Raw genomic sequence first — 18,391 nt, forward strand, 5'->3', positions numbered from 1 at the left:
ACGGAGTTTTAGTATATTACTAAACTTCGTGTTTTTGTATTTCTTAAAAGTTGGATATGTTAGATTCGGTTCATCTTTATATTGAAAAACATCATTTGTTGGAAAAGGATAAATCCGTATTGGTAGGATTGAGCGGAGGAGCCGATTCGGTTGCATTGTTGGCTATTTTATCTCGTTTGGGATATCCGTGTATAGCTTTACACTGTAATTTTCATTTGCGCGGAGATGAATCGAACCGAGATGAGCAATTCGCCCAATCTTTTGCAAAAAAAGAAAAAATACCATTTTATTCCGCCCATTTTGATACATACGCATTTGCAAAAGCACATCATCTTTCTATCGAAATGGCTGCTCGCCAGCTTCGTTATGATTGGTTCGAACAAATGCGAATTCGTTTAGGTGCTCAAGCTATAGCTGTAGCACATCATCAAGATGATAGCATCGAAACGTTTTTTATCAATTTGATACGAGGAAGTGGAATCCGTGGACTAACAGGTATTCGTCCTAAGAATGGATTTATTGTACGTCCTCTTTTGGATGTTTCACACGAAAAAATCGTCGCTTGGTTGGAAAAAGAATCTATTCCATACATAATAGATAGTACGAATTTGTCGGATGAATATACACGTAACTTCATACGTTTACAAGTACTTCCTTTGCTTGAAACTCGTTTTCCTTCCGTGCGCAAAACTTTATCGCGGACAGCTACGCACCTTTCAGAAGTAGAATCTATTTACCTTTCCGCTATAGAAGAAGCCAAAACTTCGCTTTGGAAAGATGGATATAGACTATCTATTCCCCAATTACAACGATATTCTGCCCCAAAAACAGTTATATTTGAATTACTTCGCCCTTATGGTTTTTCTCGTTCAATGGCTTCATCTGTCTATGATGCATTAGAAGGTGAATCTGGTAAAGAGTTTTATTCCCCCTCTTACCGTTTGATTAAAGATAGAGAGGAATTACTTCTTTATAAGCGAGAAGAAATATGCCCGGATATTTGTTATTCTTGGGAGAAAGGACAGGAAAGCGGCCAATTACCTATCAACTTATGTCAACAAATAGTAATGAATGATACGCATTTTCAGTTAAATCCTTCGAAGGCGTATGCCTATTTTGATTATGATTTGTTAGATACACATTTGTCCTTACGACGTTGGCGAAAATCGGATTGGTTTATTCCCTTTGGCATGAAGGGAAGAAAGAAATTAAGTGATTATTTCTCAGACCATAAATATACTATAAAACAAAAAGAAGAAGCTTGGGTATTGTGTAGTGGAGAAAATATTATTTGGTTAGTAGGTGAACGTTCAGACAATCGTTATCGAATTAGCAAAGAGACAAAACGCATTTTTATAGTAAAAAAAAACGATTAAAATACTTTTAGTTCTAAAGAAAATTGTTACCTTTGCATCGATTTACTCCGCAAGTGTGTTACTAACACTTCATGTTAGTGAAACAATATTCGGTTAACACAAAAACATTCAGTATTAGATTTAGAGATTATATATTCCTGTGCCCATTTTGTAAGGGATTAGCAGTGAGGTATAATGAATATTTATAAAGTTGCAATATGCAGAAATACAACATTCTTGAATTAAATGAGAAGCTTCTTTCCGAGCTTCAAAGCATAGCAGAAGAGTTGGGAATCAAGAAAGTTCGTTCAATGAAAAAAGAAGAACTGGTCTATAAGATTCTTGACGAACAAGCCATTTCTTTTGCAGGTATCCAAGTGGAAAAAGAAAAGGAGAAGGAAGCTAAAAAAGAGGCTAAGAAGACAAGAGCTAAGAAGTCTGTGAAAACAGCTGAAAAGACAACGGTCGAACCTGTAGATGAAACAGCAGGACTTGTTGAAGCATCTGATTCAGAAGAAGCTCAACCGGAAGTAAAAACGGAAAAGAAAAAAAGAGGACGTCCTCACAAGGAAAAGGTTACTTACCTTTCAGGTACAACGCCTCAAGCACCTGTCACTCCTGAAGAGACACTTCCACAACCAATCCAATCTCCAGAAATTCAGCCGCTTTTACCTCCTATGGTAATGGAAACCGATGATCAGACAGAAGAGGAAATGGTAAAAGAACCAATAAAAGTTGAAACTCCGGAACCTGCTCCTCAACCGACGGCTACGGAAAGCAACGAACCGAAGCGTTTGGTTTTCCGTCATCGCGATACAAAGTCGGTATTAGAACAAGTACTTCCATTTACTACATCTACTCCCAAAAAGGAAAAAGAGAATAAGCAAACACAACCTGCGGTCAATAATGCCAATGAACAAGTCGCCGCAGACAATGCAGCTCAGAATAACAACCGAAACAATAAGAATAATCGGAATAACAATACAAACAACAATGCCGCCCCGCAAGAAAAAGTGTACGAGTTTGACGGTATCTTGGAAGGTGTAGGCGTGTTGGAAATCATGCAGGACGGATATGGCTTCCTGCGTTCGTCGGACTACAATTACCTCACTTCCCCCGACGATATTTACGTTTCACAATCGCAAATTAAGTTGTTTGGTTTGAAGACGGGCGATGTCGTTGAAGGTGCAATTCGTCCGCCGAAAGAGGGAGAAAAATATTTCCCGTTGGTAAAAGTAGATCGAATCAATGGGCGTACTCCGGAAGAGGTACGTGACCGCGTGCCGTTCGACCATTTGACACCGCTTTTCCCGGATGAGAAATTCATGCTTACCGCACGTCGTTCTCCGAAAATTTTCGACCCGATTGCTGTGCGAGTGGTTGATTTGTTCTCTCCGATTGGAAAAGGCCAGCGTGGTTTGATTGTAGCTCCTCCGAAAACAGGTAAAACAGTACTTTTGAAGGATATTGCCAATGCGATTGCCGCCAACCATCCGGAAGTCTATATGATTATTCTTTTGATTGATGAACGACCGGAGGAAGTAACCGATATGGCGCGTAGCGTAGATGCAGAAGTTATCGCTTCGACCTTTGACGAACCGGCTGAACGCCATGTAAAGATTGCTGAGATTGTATTGAATAAGGCAAAACGCATGGTCGAGTGCGGTCATGATGTGGTCATCCTTTTGGATTCTATTACGCGTTTGGCTCGTGCATATAATACGGTACAACCGGCATCAGGAAAAGTCTTGTCGGGAGGTGTTGATGCGAATGCACTCCAGAAACCAAAGCGGTTCTTCGGAGCAGCCCGTAATATCGAGCGGGGTGGTAGTTTGACTATCTTGGCAACAGCATTGACCGAAACGGGCTCCAAGATGGACGATGTTATCTTCGAAGAGTTCAAAGGTACTGGAAATATGGAATTGCAATTGGATCGTAAGCTCTCCAATAAACGTATCTATCCGGCAGTAGATATTATGGCATCCAGCACACGCCGAGATGATTTGTTGCAAGACGAAGCTACGCGCAACCGTATGTGGATTCTTCGCAAATATCTTTCGGATATGAATTCCGTAGAAGCTATGGAATTTGTAAAGCAACGTTTGGAACAAACGGTCGACAATATGGAGTTCCTTGCGTCCATGAATGGATAAGCGATAAGGTTTTAACCATAGCGTGCCGAAAGGAATAAAAACGCGAAGACGCGGAGACACCGGAGCATTTATTTTGAAACCCATCAAATAAAAACTCCGTGACTCCGCGTCTTTGTGTTCCTACAAACGGCAAAAAGTTACCAATTACTTTCCATTTATTTCCCCATGAACGGCAGAAAAACGCCTTTACAAACGTGTTTGCAGCGTTCCCAGCCGCGCTGGCGGGTTTACAAACGCGTTTGCAACGTTCCCAGCCGCGCTGGCGAGCTTACAAACGTGTTTGCAACGTTCCCAGCCACGCTGGCGGGTTTACAAACGTGTTTGCAACGTTCCCAGCCACGCTGGCGAGCTTACAAACGTGTTTGCAACGTTCCCAGCCACGCTGGCGGGTTTACAAACGTGTTTGCAACGTTCCCAGCGGCGTGGCAACAAAAATTTCTGGCCTAATTCCTAAGAAAATGAAGGCGTGCCATAATAAGGATTTTTGAACACAGAGGCACGGAGACACTGCGGATTTATTTCTGAAAACCAATAAAATAAGGAAACTCCGCGTCTCTGTGTTTTATTCTTTTTGACACACCTCTTTACATCAGCTCAATCCTTCCACCAAGCCGTTGACCAGGTCGATATGGCGGGCTTGCGGTTCTTTCGGCAGGCCAGGCATACGCATGATTTCGCCCATGATGACCACCAACATCTCCGCGCCGTTGTTGATGACGATATCGCGTACCTTCAGTTCGAAATCTTTTGCTACACCATACGCTTTCGGGTCGGACGAGAATGAGTATTGTGTCTTAGCAATGCAAATAGGGTAGTGTGCGATGCCTAACTCTTCGATTTGCTTGAGTTTCTTCTCGGCCAACGTGGTATAAGTTACTGCGCCTGCGCCGTAAATTTCGTGGGTGACTTTGGCTATCTTTTCGCGCACGCTATCGGCATCTTCATAAGTGAATCGCAACGGGGCAGATGGATGTTGCGCGATGGTATCGACTACCAACTGAGCCAATTCTTCGGCACCTTTTCCGCCTTCCGCAAAGACCGTATTCGGAGCGAATCCTACGCCTAATGCGCGGCAATGCTCCGCTACGAGCGCGATTTCCTCGTCTGTATCGGTTGCGAAACGATTGAAGGTAACGATGACTTCCTGTCCGAACTTACGCATATTCTCCACGTGCTTGTCTAAGTTGGCCAGTCCACGCTTCAACCCTTCCAAGTTCGGTTCCTTGATAGCCGCTTCCGGGACGCCGCCATGCAGCTTCAGGCTCTGCGCCGTGGCCACAATCACTGTCAATTTCGGTTGCAAGCCCGTTTTCCGGCATTTGATGTTGAAGAATTTCTCCGCTCCCAGGTCGGCTCCGAATCCGGCTTCCGTGATGGCATAATCTCCGTAGGTCAGTGCCATTTTCGTCGCCAGGACAGAATTACATCCGTGGGCAATGTTGGCAAATGGACCTCCATGCACAAATGCCGCCGTATGTTCTGTTGTCTGTACGAGATTGGGCAAAAGGGCATCCTTCAGCAAGACGGTGATAGCACCTGCCACGCCGAGGTCTCTTACCGTAAAGGGTTTATTGTCGTAAGTATAACCCAAGAGGATATTCCCCACGCGCCGCTTCAGGTCTTCCAAATCGGTCGCCAGGCAGAGGATGGCCATGATTTCCGAGGCAGGAGTGATGTCGAATCCCGTCTCTGTCGGAATGCCATTCGCACTGCCACCCAGTCCTGTCACAATGTCACGCAGGCTGCGGTCGTTCACGTCGAGCACGCGCTTCCACTTAATCTCCTTCAGCCCTACGCACGAGTTGCGGTTCTGATACAGATAGTTGTCGAGCAGGGCCGTAATCATGTTGTGCGCCGATGTCACGGCGTGGAAATCGCCCGTAAAATGGAGGTTGATGTTTTCCATGGGGAGCACTTGTGCGTATCCACCGCCTGCTGCGCCTCCTTTCATGCCAAAGCAAGGACCGAGCGAGGGTTCGCGAAGGGCCACAATCGCCCTCTTTCCGATGCGGTTCAGCCCCAAGGCCAATCCGATGGAAACGGTTGTCTTTCCGACCCCCGCCTTGTTGGGCGTGATGGCTGTCACCAGAATCAGGTTGTGCCGGGCCATCTCCGCTTCGTCTATCAAATGAAGCGGGACCTTGGCAATATAGCTGCCGTAGTGGTGAATCTCTTCGCGCGGCATCCCCGACTGTTCTGCCACGTCTTTAATCTTCATCAACTTCGTTTCTCTTGCAATTTCGATGTCTGTTTTCATAAATAATTTACTGTTTAATGATTATGTAGATACTATGCTTGCCACCGATACAGGTCGCGGAAGTTCGCCGGGCGGAATTTTCGCCGGTATTGCACCAAAGTCATCTGGGTTTGCAGTTTAAAATGCCGTCCCATGGCCGTGACCGATGCAAAACCACAATGTTGGGCAATCGCTTTCAGGGGTTCATCGGTATATTTCAGCCATTCGCCCAGCCGCCTTAAACGGTATCGCAGATGGAACTCTTGTGTGGTTAGCCCTGTAAATACTTGAAACAAATCGCACAATGTCCGAATCTTGAGCCCCATGGCTTCTGCCAATTCGGCAGGCGAAAGGGTACAGTCCGAAGCCCATGCGCGTGCGACAGCGTCGAACACAAGCGACCCCGTCGGCTTCAAATTCCGGTCGACTGGCTGCATGGCGCTCCAGCCCGCTTCGTTCGTGACGACTTGTTCGGTCAAAATCGTCATGTACACGTCCGTTACGTTTATTCGTTTGAATCTAATGCGTTCCATATCCTTGCTTTTTTGCAAAGATAGGAAATAAAATGGATAAAGAGAGGAAGATCCGACGAAAAATAGATATATTTGATACTTAAAAATCTAATTTAGACCCCGAAAACCGGTATTTGTGTAACAAAAAAATCTAATTTCTGTATCTAAACTGGATTTCTTTGTGACAAGAATATCTATTATAGAGCCTATCTGCAGCTATTCATGTATCAAAAATATCTATTTTATGCCATTATAATGATATTTGTGATACATAAATATCTAATTTAGACCCAGAAATTAGATTTTCTTGTTACATAGATACCTGTTTTCGGGGTAGAAATTAGATATTCATGTTACGTATCTATCGAAAAAAAATCCCACCTTTCCACAACAAACAGGTGGGAAAAGTGGGAAAAAGAAAGGAGTGGGAATGGGAAATTATTCCCCAAGGGATTTCGTATGTTTCAAAACTTCTGCATCGATATAAAAGACAGTCTCTTCGGCCAGGTTGCTGATATGATCTCCGGCACGTTCCAATTTGCGGAAAATCGCCGCCAGTTCGAGGCAGAGCTTGATGGAATCCGGATGCTCGGTCGCGTAATCGGCCAGGATGTCGAGCGCCTCTTTGTTGAGTTGGTCGAGCAATTCATCCTGTTCGAAGACCGATTTGGCAGTACCGATGTTCTGTTCGGTCAGCGCCTCATGCGTCTGCGCGAACATCGACATCACGCGGTCGCTCATCTCCTGGAGGCGCAAGCGCTTGAAAAGTTCCTTGTCCTCTTCAGTGAGGGGGCAACGCTGCACGAACCGCGCCACGCTGTCGGCATAATCGCCGATGCGCTCCAAATTATTATTAATCTTGAGCATGGCCAAGGCAAAACGGAGGTCGATAGCGACGGGATTGTAAAGGGCGATAAAGTCCTCGATATCGCTATCAATCTTCAGCTCGAAAGCGTTCACGCGCTTTTCGCGGGTCGAAACGCGCTCGGCCAACTCCACGTCGATGTCGAGCACGGCCTTGTAGGCGTTCTCCAACTGGTCGTGAACGAGGAGCCACATCTCGTTGATTTCTTTTTTAATCGTATTCAGTTCGTTTTCTACAAATTTTACCATAATGAACAATATAAATAATAGGTTTGACTTCTGTGGATGGACACATCGCCGTTCCTCTTTATCCGAAACGGCCGGTGATGTAATTTTGAGTTGCTTCCTTCTCCGGATGCGTAAAGATTTTCTTCGTCTCGTCGTATTCCACCATCTCGCCCAGGTAGAAGAAAGCGGTTTTGTTGCTTACGCGTGCTGCCTGCTGCATGCTGTGGGTGACGATGACAATGGTTGTCTGTTCGCTCAACTCGCAAATTAACTCTTCAATCTTGGAAGTCGAAATAGGGTCGAGCGCCGAAGCTGGTTCGTCCATAAGCAAGACCGACGGCGAAACGGCCATGGCCCGCGCGATGCAAAGACGCTGTTGCTGTCCGCCCGAAAGCGCGTAAGCCGATTCTTTCAATTTATCCTTCACTTCATTCCAAAGGGCCGCACCCTTGAGGGCTGTCTCGACGCGCTCTTCGATAAAGGTTTTATCTTTAATGCCGTTCACGCGGAGACCGTATGCCACGTTCTCGAAAATACTCTTCGGGAACGGATTCGGACGTTGGAAAACCATGCCGACGTTCTTGCGGAGCACATCTACATCGACCGATTTATCATAAATATCCTGTCCGTCTATCAGAATATTTCCCTCCAAACGAGCCACCGGAATGAGGTCGTTCATGCGATTGAACAAACGAAGGAAAGTAGACTTGCCACATCCCGACGGACCGATGAAAGCGACAACTTGCTTTTCCGGGATGGCGATACTGATATTTTTTAAGGCGTGGAAATCTCCGTAATAGAAGTTCACGTTTTTAGCTTCAATCTTATTCATATCTGATTAGTTGTTATGATTAACGAGTTTTTTTGACAAAGAACCGACGGATGAAATTGGCCGTCAAATTCATAATTAATACAATGACGATAAGGACAAATGCGGTGCCATACGCAATCGGGAGCTGCGCTTCGATGTTCGTGCCGCTCGTAGCTACTACATACAAATGGTAAGGGAGCGCCATACATTGGTCGAAGATACTTTGCGGTAATTGCGGGAGGAAGTAGGCCGCACAGGTGAAGAGGATAGGAGCCGTCTCGCCTGATACACGCCCCAACGACAGGATCAACCCGGTGATGACACGCGGCATCGCGCTCGGAAGGAGTACTTTCCAAATCGTTTGTGCTTTAGTCGCGCCCAAGGCCAGACTTCCCTCGCGGAAACTATTGGGGATATCCTTAAAGGCCTCTTCCGTCGTACGGATGACAATAGGCAACGCCAACAAGCCGAGTGTCAGCGAACCAGCGATGATGCTATCCCCGAAGCCCATGTAATTTACAAAGAAAGCCATACCGAAAAGACCAAACACAATAGAAGGAATACCTGCCAAGTTATTGGTCATCATCCGGATGAAATTCACTAATTTGCCTTTGGGGGCATATTCGTTCATGTAGATACCGCTGACGACACCCACTGGAAAAGCAAATATCGCACTTCCTATCATCAAGCAGCACGTACCGACAATCGCCGGTAAGATACCGCCTTTCGTCATTCCGTCGGCCGGAGCTTCCGTAATGAATTCCCAGCTTATCGTATGAAAACCTTTAATCAATATAAAGCCCAAGATACAAAAGAGAACCACGGCAATCCCATAACTGAAAAGGCGAAAGATGCCAAACATGATATGCTGCACGAGGTGTTTTTTCTTATTATATTGGATGAAACGCTCGTCGCGTTTGTTGAGTTGCTCGTCCATAATTATTTCTGGAATTTATTGCGGGAAGAAACAACCTCCACGCACATGTTGATGAATAAGGTAATAAAGAAAAGAATAACGCCCAAAAGGAACAACGACTGGTAATGTGCGCCGCCTGCTGGAGCTTCGCCCAATTCGGCCGCAATGGTAGCCGGAATCGTACGAAGCGGTTCGAGGATAGAAGAGGGGATGACTGCCGCATTACCGGTCACCATCAATACCGCCATGGTTTCGCCTACCGCACGTCCAATTCCCAATACAACGCCCGACGTAATACCGGAAATCGAAAACGGCACGACTACCTTATAAATCGTCTGCCACTGCGACGCACCCAAGGCCAAGCTCGCTTCGCGCATCGTCTGCGGGCAGCTACGCATGGCATCTTCTGCCACGGTAATAATCGTAGGCAATGCCATAATCGCCAAAACAATACTTCCCGCCAAACCTGATTCGCCCACAGGCAGGTTAAACGTCTGCTGCAAAAGGGGGACAATGACGGCCAAACCAAAGAAACCATACACAACCGAAGGAATGCCGTTAAGCAATTCGATAATTGGCTTCAATACCTTATGCACCTTCGGATGTGCAATTTCCGACATGTAAATAGAGATGGCCAATCCAAAAGGCAATGCAATAAGTATCGCAAAGAAACTGACCCATAGCGTACCGCTCACCAAAGGCAAAATACCAAAGATAGGAGAGGGCGTAGCCGTAGGGAACCATTCTGTTCCGCCCAACACATCGCCTACCGGAATCGTATGGTCTGGTACCAAGTAAATATCCTTTTGTCCTTCGATAAGCATTGTCGGGACAAAAGCTACAATACCGGGCGTGCGACGGATGATGTCTCCGAGCTTGTCGCCTGCATGTTCATACTCCGCGCCCAACTCTTCTTCCGAATAATACTTCGTCAAATCCTCAAGGCGGAAGGTTTCAACCGGGATATCGCGCCCGTTAATCTCTTTCCAATTCGTGATTTCCTCGTCGAACAACTCCTTTATCTGTTGTGCGCTGAGTTTCTCTACCGGATTTTCTTTATTCAAAGCCAATACGTATCCATCTTCTACAATGCTGTTTTTGAACAACCCGACAGCCTCACTAAACAGGAAGCCAATGATAAGAAGAATGACGACACTGGTCGTAAATCCGCTCACGGTAAACACGTACCGGGCAATCTTGTCTACTATTTTCTTCATATATAATATAGGTATAAAGGATTCGTATGCTTAACGGGGAATAAATCCCATCTTCAAAGTAATGTCACGGCCTGTATCCGATGTGATGTATTGGATGAAATCAGATACATCAGCCTCTTTGCTTTTGTCGTAGTAATAATAAAGAGGACGGACGATAGGATACAACTTATCGACCGCATTTTCGACCGACGGATAGACATAATGCTCCCCGCCATCATAGGATACTTTGAGCGCCTTCACATATTTGTTCAAATACGCCAACCCTACGTAACCAATAGCTCCGCGCGTTTGCCGAACCGACTGGATAATGGCCCCTGTGGCAGGCATTGAAAGAATACTGCTCATATAGTTCTTATTGCCCAACACGCTTTCCTTGAAGAATTCGTACGTACCGGAAGAGGTCTCGCGCGAATAAACAACAATCTTACGGTCTTCACCACCTACTTCTTTCCAATTGGTGATTTTACCGCGGAAGATACCTTCCAATTGTTCGCGAGTCAACTGCTGTACCGGATTATCCGGATGTACGATGACCGCCAAAGCATCATACGCTACGATGACTTCGGCGGGGTCATGCTTGGCTTGTTTCATTTTCATCTTTTCGCTGAACTTGATTCGCCTCGAAGCCATAGCAATGTCGGTAGTTCCATCTAAAAGAGCTGAAATTCCAACACCACTACCGCCACCTGTAACCGTCACAGAAGCAGAAGGATGTGTCTTTAGATACTCTTCCGAAAGAGTCTGTGTCAACGGCAATACTGTGTCGCTTCCTTTGATACGCTGTGCCATACTTCCAAACGTCGTAAGGCAAAGGAACAACATGAACGGATAGATTTTTTTATTCATATAGTTGTATTGTTATATCATTTCCTTTGGCAGCGTAAAGGTACTATAAAATAAGGAGTTAAAATGTTTCGTTTGTGTTACATCTATATGCCATCTTTGTTTCATGGGTAGATGAAGGACGCCACATGGGCTCAGAAGTCCTTCTTTTTGTACGAAATGGGGTATTCTTTCCACTCTATAGAAAAAACAAAAGTGGCACTTTTACAATACATCAGTGCCACTTTTAATAGGCAAAAGTGCCACTTTTGGTATGCATCAGTGGCACTTTTGCTTTGACGTGTCAACAGGACGTTTCCTTCTTCTTTACGGAAGAAACGACGCGTTGCGTTTCGGCATCGAAATCGACTACCATCGTATCGCCTTCGCCGACAGAAGCCCGGATAATCAATTCGGCCATTTCATCTTCCAGATACTTTTGGATAGCTCGTTTTAAGGGACGTGCGCCAAATTGGACATCGTATCCTTTGGTAGCCACAAAATCTTTCGCAGCCGGTGTGATTTCCAACGTATACCCCAAATCAGCCACCCGTTTGTATAATCCCTTCAGTTCGATGTCGATAATCTGATGGATAGCATCTTTATCCAATTGGTCGAACATAATGATATCGTCGATACGATTCAAGAACTCCGGGGCAAACGCCTTGTTCAAAGCCTTTTGGATAACGCTTCGTGAATATTCCTTATCCACTTCGCCTGAGGCTTGCGTACTGAAACCGATTCCCCGTCCGAAATCCTTCAACTGGCGCGTACCAATGTTGGAAGTCATGATAAGTATCGTATTCTTGAAATCGATTTGCCGCCCCAAACTGTCCGTCAAACGCCCTTCGTCCAATACCTGAAGGAGGAGATTAAACACATCCGGATGTGCCTTTTCGATTTCATCCAGTAAAACCACCGAATAGGGTTTACGACGTACTTTCTCGGTCAACTGGCCTCCCTCTTCATATCCGACATATCCAGGAGGCGCTCCAATCAAGCGAGAAACGGCGAACTTCTCCAGATATTCACTCATATCGATACGGATAAGCGCATCGGCCGAATCAAACAAATACTCGGCCAACTTCTTTGCCAAGTGCGTTTTACCTACGCCCGTCGGCCCTAAGAACATAAACGTACCAATCGGTTTGTTAGGGTCTTTCAACCCGACGCGGTTGCGTTGTATAGCTTTTACAATCTTTTGTACCGCTTCGTCTTGCCCGATGACCTTTTCCTTCAATATCGTAGCCATCTCCAAGAGTTTCGCATTTTCCGCCTTCGCAATACGCTGAACTGGAACACCCGACATCATGGCAACCACTTCTGCCACTTTGTCCTCGTCGACCGTTTCGCGATGCTCTTGCATTTCTTTTTCCCATCGTGTCTTGGCCGATTCCAATTCAAGCAGATATTGACGCTCTTTATCTCGGAAGCTAGCCGCTAATTCAAAGTTTTGCGATTTCACGGCCGCCATCTTTTGCGTCTTCGTCTCTTCAATCTTTGCTTCCAACTCTTCGATGCTCTTTGGCACAACGATATTGGCAATATGCACACGCGAACCTGCTTCATCAAGGGCATCAATCGCCTTGTCGGGGAAGTTCCGGTCGCTAATATAACGCTCTGTCAAATTGACACACGCCTTCAATGCTTCCGGCGTATAATAAACGTTATGATGTTCTTCGTACCGCTCTTTGATATTATGCAGGATTTGAAGCGTCTCTTCCGGCGTAGTAGGGTCGACAATTACCTTCTGGAAACGACGTTCCAAAGCCCCATCCTTTTCGATATTCTTTCGATATTCATCCAATGTCGTTGCTCCAATACATTGAATTTCACCTCTTGCCAAAGCTGGTTTCAACATATTGGCGGCGTCCATCGAACCCGAAGCCGAACCGGCTCCTACAATCGTATGAATCTCGTCGATAAACAAGATAATGTTTGGATTCCGCGCAATCTCGTTCAACATCGATTTAATCCGCTCTTCAAATTGGCCCCGATATTTAGTACCCGCAACCATAGATGCCATATCCAAGCTAATGACCCGTTTGTCGAATAGGATACGCGACACTTTCTTTTCCACAATCCGTTTCGCCAATCCCTCTACAATGGCCGATTTACCTACGCCTGGTTCGCCTATCAGCACCGGATTATTCTTCTTCCGTCGACTTAAGATTTGAGCCAATCGTTCAATCTCTTTTTCGCGTCCGACGATAGGGTCAAGGCGATTCTCGGCGGCTGCACGCGTCATATCGATGCCGAAATTATCCAACACCGGCGTATCATTCGACGAGCGAGCAGCTGAAGCTCCCATGCTTCCTCCCGCCGGTCGCGCATTACCGCCTCGGCGTGAAGCAAAATTATCGTCTTCGTCCTCCTCTTCATCGTCTGTATAGCCATCTTCAATACTGCTTTCTCTTCGGGAGGTAAGTTGAATTGCCTCCGATTCTTCTTTCAGCAAATCAAATAGCTGCTGATAGGAGAGACCCGAATCTTTCAAGATACGAGCCGCCACATTACGATCTTCTTTCAAAATAGCCAGCAACAAATGCTCCGGCCCGACCTCCTCTTGCTGGAAGAGATGCGCTTCATCCACGCTCATCCGCAAGACACGATCCGTTGTTTTGCTTACCGTAATCTCCCGAGCGTCATAACTTACGTCGACTGTATTCTTGATTTCCTGTTCGATCAATTTCTTTATCGTAAAGGGATCTACATGCAAATCCTCCAACAATTCGTACGCTTTGTTTTCGCCTTCCCGGATGATTCCCAGCATCAGATGCTCTGGTCCGATGTAGCTATTTTGCAACCGACCAGCTTCTTCGCGGCTATACTCGATAACGTCCATCAATCTTTCTGAATAGTTGTTCTTCATTCCTTATATAATATAATGTATATACTGAAGTTCGATTTCCTTTGCAAATCTTGGCTTTTTCTGCCTCTGCAAAGATACGAAACTTTATGCAATACTCCATATCAAATATCGTGCCATAAAATACCACTCTTATGACCGGCGGATTACCATACGGAGTATCACTTATACAAAAATAGAAACGTAGCCTGGAAAACTTTCCATGTTATCTATTTATTCTTTACGTATCGTCGATATTTGTGTATCTTTAGGCTAAAGATATAAAAATATCGACGATATTTATACAAACATCGACGATACGTAAAGAATTTTCCGGAGGAAAAGCAAGTTTTCTTCGGGGTACAGGCAAGTTTCCATTGGCAGCAAATCTTGTTTAAAATCGTTTTTTTCGCCCTTTTCGGTAAATTTTCGTCCCGAATGTTTTCGTAATCGACGAAAAAGGCTTACTTTAGTGCGATTTTTCGTGGATTCGAAACAGAGTGTAAATAATATAAAACTAAATGGTTGATCAAGACAGAATTATAAAGATTAACATCGAGGAGGAAATGAAAACGGCTTACATCGACTATTCGATGTCGGTCATTGTTTCTCGTGCCCTCCCAGATGTGAGGGATGGATTCAAACCCGTTCATCGCCGTATATTATATGGTATGAACCAAATAGGAAATACATCCGACAAAAAACATCTGAAGTCTGCAAGAATTGTGGGTGAAGTTTTAGGTAAATATCATCCGCATGGCGATAGTTCCGTGTATGGTGCGTTGGTACGTATGGCTCAATGGTGGTCGATGCGTTATCCATTAGTAGACGGACAAGGGAACTTCGGTTCGATGGACAATGATAGTCCGGCCGCTATGCGTTATACCGAGGTACGCTTAAGCAAATTGGCAGAAGAGATGCTTCGGGATATAGATAAAGATACGGTAGATTTCCAATTGAATTTCGATGATTCGCTCAAAGAACCAACCGTATTACCTACGCGGATTCCTTATTTGCTGGTGAACGGCGCTTCGGGTATTGCCGTAGGAATGGCTACTAATATGCCGACACATAACTTGTCGGAAGTATTGGATGGTTGCATGGCCTACATCGACGCAAGAGGCGATATCGAGGTGGCTGGATTGATGCAATATATCAAAGCGCCTGATTTCCCGACAGGAGCTACGATTTATGGATATGATGGCGTACGCGAAGCCTTCGAAACCGGACGTGGACGTATCGTATTACGCGGAAAGGCAGAGATTGAAACAGAGAATAATCACGACCAGATAATCATCACCGAAATACCTTACCAAGTCATCAAATCGGATTTGGTAAAGAGTATCGCGGATTTGGCAAACGAAAAGCGCATTGAAGGTATTTCGGATGTAACAGACGAGTCAAGCCGTGCCGGATTGCGCATCGTTATTGATGTAAAACGCGATGCTAACGCTCAAGTTGTCTTGAATAAATTATATAAGATGACGGCTTTGCAATCCTCTTTTAGCGTTAATAACATTGCGCTGGTGAATGGACGTCCGCGCCTTTTGAACCTGAAGGATTTGATAAAGGCATTTGTCGACCATCGGCATGATGTCGTTATCCGTCGTACGCGCTTCGATTTGGCACGAGCACAAGAGCGGGCACATATTTTAGAAGGATTGATTATCGCTTCAGACAATATTGACGAAGTAATCGCCATTATCAAAGCCTCTTCCAGTCCGCAGGATGCTATCGAACGCTTGATGGAACGCTTCTCTCTCTCTGATAGGCAAGCCCGTGCGATTGTAGAAATGCGTCTTCGTCAATTAACTGGTCTGGAACAAGACAAGCTCCGGGCAGAATATGAAGAGATTGAAAAGCAAATTGCCTATCTGACCGAAATCCTCGAAAACGAGGACCTTTGCATGAAGATAATAAAAGAGGAACTTCAAGAAATCAAAGATAAATATGGAGATGAACGTCGGACAGACATCATCTATGCTTCAGAGGAATTGAATCCGGAAGACTTCTATGCCGATGACGTGATGATTATTACTATTTCACACATGGGATATATCAAACGTACGCCTTTGGCTGAATTTCATGCCCAAGGACGAGGTGGAGTAGGGGTAAAGGCTTCAGATACACGAGATGAAGACTTTATCGAGTATATCTATCCAGCCTCTATGCATGCGACATTGTTATTCTTTACGGCCAAAGGACGTTGCTTCTGGTTGCCCGTTTACCAGATACCGGAAGGAACGCGCAACTCGAAAGGACGCGCTATTCAGAATCTGTTAAACATCGATTCGGATGATAAAGTGCAAGCATTTATTCGCGTGAAGAAATTAACTACAGATACGGAATTCGTAAATTCACACTATCTATTGTTCTGCACGAAAAAAGGCGTTATCAAAAAGACTTGTCTGGAGGCTTATTCCCGCCCACGCCAAAATGGTGTCAACGCTATTACCTTGCGCGAAGACGATGGTTTGATCCAAGTCTGCATGACCAATGGTAATAACGAAGTATTAATAGCCAACCGCAATGGACGCGCGATTCGTTTCCATGAAAGTGCCGTACGCGAAATGGGGCGTACCGCTTCAGGTGTACGTGGCATGACGTTGGACGAAGATGGCTCAGACGAAGTAGTGGGCATGATTTGTGTAAAAGATAAAGAAAAGGAGACGACGCTGGTCGTATCCGAACAAGGTTATGGTAAACGTTCGAACATCGAAGATTATCGCATCACTAACCGAGGCGGAAAAGGTGTAAAAACGTTGAATATTACAGAAAAAACGGGTAAGTTAGTAGCTATTTTGAACGTAACGGACGAGAACGATTTGATGATTATCAACAAATCTGGTATAACCATCCGCGTGAAGGTATCGGATTTAAGTATCATCGGTCGTGCTACACAAGGCGTTAAGCTTATTAACTTAGGTAAGCGTAACGATGAAATCGCCTCTGTTTGCAAGGTTTTGACTGATGCAGAAGAGAAAGCTGCAGAGGAAAAGGCCGAAAACGAAGCAAGACAAGCCGGAAAAGATAACGATAATGCTGAAAATTTACCGTTGAATTCGTCGGACAATACAACTATAAATGAAGAAGAATAAAACTGTAAACCGATAGTTAAACAAATAGAATAATTCATTAAAAAGTTTTGTTATGAAAAGAGTATTATTGACAGCAGCGTTATGCATAGCAGTTTCTGCATCATTCGCTCAGAAGAAAGTCGTAAAGCAGGCACAGGGTTTGGTTAAGGGCTCGAGTGTAGAAGCCGCCGCTTTCGACGAAGCACGCACTTTGATTCAAGGTGCTATGGAAAACGAAGAGACCAAGAACGACCCGCAAACTTGGTTCGTAGCAGGTTTCATCGAAGACCGTCAGTTTGACAATGAAAGAACAAAACAAATGTTAGGGCAGCAAGCTGATGAGCCTACGATGTACACGGCTTTGGGTAAAGTTTTACCTTTATTTGAAAAGGCTTACGAATTGGATCAATTGCCTAATGAAAAGGGCAAAGTAAAGCCGAAGTATACGAAAGACATTAAAAGTACATTGAGTGCTAATCATTTGTATTACATCAATGCGGGTGCTTACTACTTCGATCAAAAAGATTACCCGAAGGCTTATGACTTCTTCGAACAATTTTTGAAGATTTCTGATCATCCCATGTTTAAGGATACACAAACTGCAGCTCGTGATTCTAACTTCATGACGGTTCAGTTCTATGCGGCTGTAGCTGCTACTCAATTGGGTGATCCTCAGAAAGCTATTGCAGCTTTGGAACGTGCTAAGAATACGGAATACCGCCAGAATGACGTATACCAGTATTTGTGCTATGAGTACGAACAAGCTAAGGATTCTGTAAACTTAGAGAAGACCTTGAAGGAAGGTATGGAAAAGTTCCCTGAAGAGAAGTATTATATGTTGAATCTTATCAATAATTATATTTATTCGAATCGGAGCGAACAAGCCGTTGAGTACCTGAATTTGGCTATCCAAAAGGAACCGAATAATGCTCAACTGTACGACGTAATGGGACGTGTATATGAAACGGGTTTGAAAGATAACGCAAAAGCTGAAGAGTATTTCAAGAAGGCTGTAGAAATGGATCCGGAGAATGCTGATATTTTAGCTAACTTGGGTCGTATTTACTATAACCAAGGTGTAAATAAACTGGGTGAAGCTAACTCAATTACTGATACACAAAAGTATCAAGAAGAATCTGCAAAGGCAAAGGCATTCTTTGAGAAAGCATTGCCTTACTTCGAGAAAGCTCATCAATTAAAACCGGATGATAGAGCCAACATGACAGCTTTGCGTGGTATTTACTACAACCTGAACATGGGTGATAAGTTTGAAGCTATCGAAGCTGAAATGAATAAATAATGAAGTATATTTAACTGGTTTTTGTAAGGCCTGCTCATTCATTTGAGCGGGC

General features: G+C 44.8%; 12 protein-coding genes. 4 read left to right on the plus strand and 8 right to left on the minus strand.

All coding sequences use genetic code 11. The features are described 5' to 3' along the window. Positions 1 to 56 precede the first annotated feature (56 nt). On the plus strand, positions 57 to 1,376 hold the full coding sequence (tilS, locus tag B5F77_RS06550; protein ID WP_087329181.1) for a tRNA lysidine(34) synthetase TilS: 1,320 nt from the start codon (positions 57 to 59) through the stop codon (positions 1,374 to 1,376). 197 nt (positions 1,377 to 1,573) lie between these two features. Beyond that, entirely contained in the window at positions 1,574 to 3,508 is a 1,935-nt protein-coding gene (gene rho / locus B5F77_RS06555) for a transcription termination factor Rho (RefSeq protein ID WP_087329183.1), read from the plus strand. Positions 3,509 to 4,097: 589 nt separating this feature from the next. Here the strand turns inward: rho and B5F77_RS06560 are convergent. The 8 genes from B5F77_RS06560 to B5F77_RS06595 all read right to left on the minus strand — a co-directional run bounded on the left by B5F77_RS06560 (position 4,098) and on the right by B5F77_RS06595 (position 13,986). Beyond that, entirely contained in the window at positions 4,098 to 5,765 is a 1,668-nt protein-coding gene (locus tag B5F77_RS06560; RefSeq protein ID WP_087329185.1) for a formate--tetrahydrofolate ligase, read from the minus strand. Positions 5,766 to 5,797: 32 nt separating this feature from the next. After that, on the minus strand, positions 5,798 to 6,277 hold the full coding sequence (locus tag B5F77_RS06565) for an AraC family transcriptional regulator (protein WP_087329187.1): 480 nt from the start codon (positions 6,275 to 6,277) through the stop codon (positions 5,798 to 5,800). Positions 6,278 to 6,694: 417 nt separating this feature from the next. Beyond that, positions 6,695 to 7,369 (minus strand): phosphate signaling complex protein PhoU, encoded by a 675-nt coding sequence (gene phoU, locus B5F77_RS06570; RefSeq protein WP_087329190.1) that lies wholly within the window; start codon positions 7,367 to 7,369, stop codon positions 6,695 to 6,697. 58 nt (positions 7,370 to 7,427) lie between these two features. After that, positions 7,428 to 8,180 (minus strand): phosphate ABC transporter ATP-binding protein PstB, encoded by a 753-nt coding sequence (pstB, locus tag B5F77_RS06575; RefSeq protein WP_087329192.1) that lies wholly within the window; start codon positions 8,178 to 8,180, stop codon positions 7,428 to 7,430. A gap of 19 nt (positions 8,181 to 8,199) precedes the next feature. Continuing rightward, positions 8,200 to 9,021, minus strand: coding sequence for a phosphate ABC transporter permease PstA (gene pstA, locus B5F77_RS06580; RefSeq protein WP_239445755.1), 822 nt, complete (start codon positions 9,019 to 9,021; stop codon positions 8,200 to 8,202). A 77-nt stretch (positions 9,022 to 9,098) separates the two neighbouring features. Beyond that, a complete protein-coding gene (gene pstC, locus B5F77_RS06585) occupies positions 9,099 to 10,292 on the minus strand; it encodes a phosphate ABC transporter permease subunit PstC (RefSeq protein WP_087329196.1) in 1,194 nt (397 codons plus the stop codon). A 30-nt stretch (positions 10,293 to 10,322) separates the two neighbouring features. Further along, positions 10,323 to 11,138 carry a PstS family phosphate ABC transporter substrate-binding protein gene (locus B5F77_RS06590; protein WP_087329198.1) on the minus strand — a complete coding sequence of 272 codons (816 nt, stop codon included), beginning with the start codon at positions 11,136 to 11,138 and terminating at the stop codon, positions 10,323 to 10,325. Between the two features lie 280 nt (positions 11,139 to 11,418). Beyond that, positions 11,419 to 13,986, minus strand: a complete 2,568-nt coding sequence (locus B5F77_RS06595) for an ATP-dependent Clp protease ATP-binding subunit (RefSeq protein ID WP_087329200.1) — start codon at positions 13,984 to 13,986, stop codon at positions 11,419 to 11,421. Positions 13,987 to 14,483: 497 nt separating this feature from the next. Here B5F77_RS06595 and gyrA point away from each other — a divergent pair, with 497 nt between their 5' ends. After that, complete coding sequence (gene gyrA / locus B5F77_RS06600) at positions 14,484 to 17,060, plus strand: DNA gyrase subunit A (protein WP_087329202.1); 2,577 nt, start codon at positions 14,484 to 14,486, stop codon at positions 17,058 to 17,060. Positions 17,061 to 17,112: 52 nt separating this feature from the next. Then, complete coding sequence (locus B5F77_RS06605) at positions 17,113 to 18,339, plus strand: tetratricopeptide repeat protein (protein ID WP_087329204.1); 1,227 nt, start codon at positions 17,113 to 17,115, stop codon at positions 18,337 to 18,339. Positions 18,340 to 18,391: the final 52 nt, after the last annotated feature.

The organism is Parabacteroides sp. An277, assembly GCF_002159645.1.
Lineage (GTDB): Bacteria > Bacteroidota > Bacteroidia > Bacteroidales > Tannerellaceae > Parabacteroides.

What these genes read in the sequence shown, in the direction of transcription:
- tilS (WP_087329181.1), top strand. Translation starts at nt 57, where the DNA reads ATGTTAGATTCGGTTCATCTTTATATTGAAAAACATCATTTGTTGGAA.
- pstA (WP_239445755.1), bottom strand. Translation starts at nt 9,021, where the DNA reads ATGTTTGGCATCTTTCGCCTTTTCAGTTATGGGATTGCCGTGGTTCTC.
- B5F77_RS06560 (WP_087329185.1), bottom strand. Translation starts at nt 5,765, where the DNA reads ATGAAAACAGACATCGAAATTGCAAGAGAAACGAAGTTGATGAAGATT.
- gyrA (WP_087329202.1), top strand. Translation starts at nt 14,484, where the DNA reads ATGGTTGATCAAGACAGAATTATAAAGATTAACATCGAGGAGGAAATG.
- pstB (WP_087329192.1), bottom strand. Translation starts at nt 8,180, where the DNA reads ATGAATAAGATTGAAGCTAAAAACGTGAACTTCTATTACGGAGATTTC.
- B5F77_RS06565 (WP_087329187.1), bottom strand. Translation starts at nt 6,277, where the DNA reads ATGGAACGCATTAGATTCAAACGAATAAACGTAACGGACGTGTACATG.
- pstC (WP_087329196.1), bottom strand. Translation starts at nt 10,292, where the DNA reads ATGAAGAAAATAGTAGACAAGATTGCCCGGTACGTGTTTACCGTGAGC.
- B5F77_RS06595 (WP_087329200.1), bottom strand. Translation starts at nt 13,986, where the DNA reads ATGAAGAACAACTATTCAGAAAGATTGATGGACGTTATCGAGTATAGC.
- phoU (WP_087329190.1), bottom strand. Translation starts at nt 7,369, where the DNA reads ATGGTAAAATTTGTAGAAAACGAACTGAATACGATTAAAAAAGAAATC.
- rho (WP_087329183.1), top strand. Translation starts at nt 1,574, where the DNA reads ATGCAGAAATACAACATTCTTGAATTAAATGAGAAGCTTCTTTCCGAG.
- B5F77_RS06590 (WP_087329198.1), bottom strand. Translation starts at nt 11,138, where the DNA reads ATGAATAAAAAAATCTATCCGTTCATGTTGTTCCTTTGCCTTACGACG.
- B5F77_RS06605 (WP_087329204.1), top strand. Translation starts at nt 17,113, where the DNA reads ATGAAAAGAGTATTATTGACAGCAGCGTTATGCATAGCAGTTTCTGCA.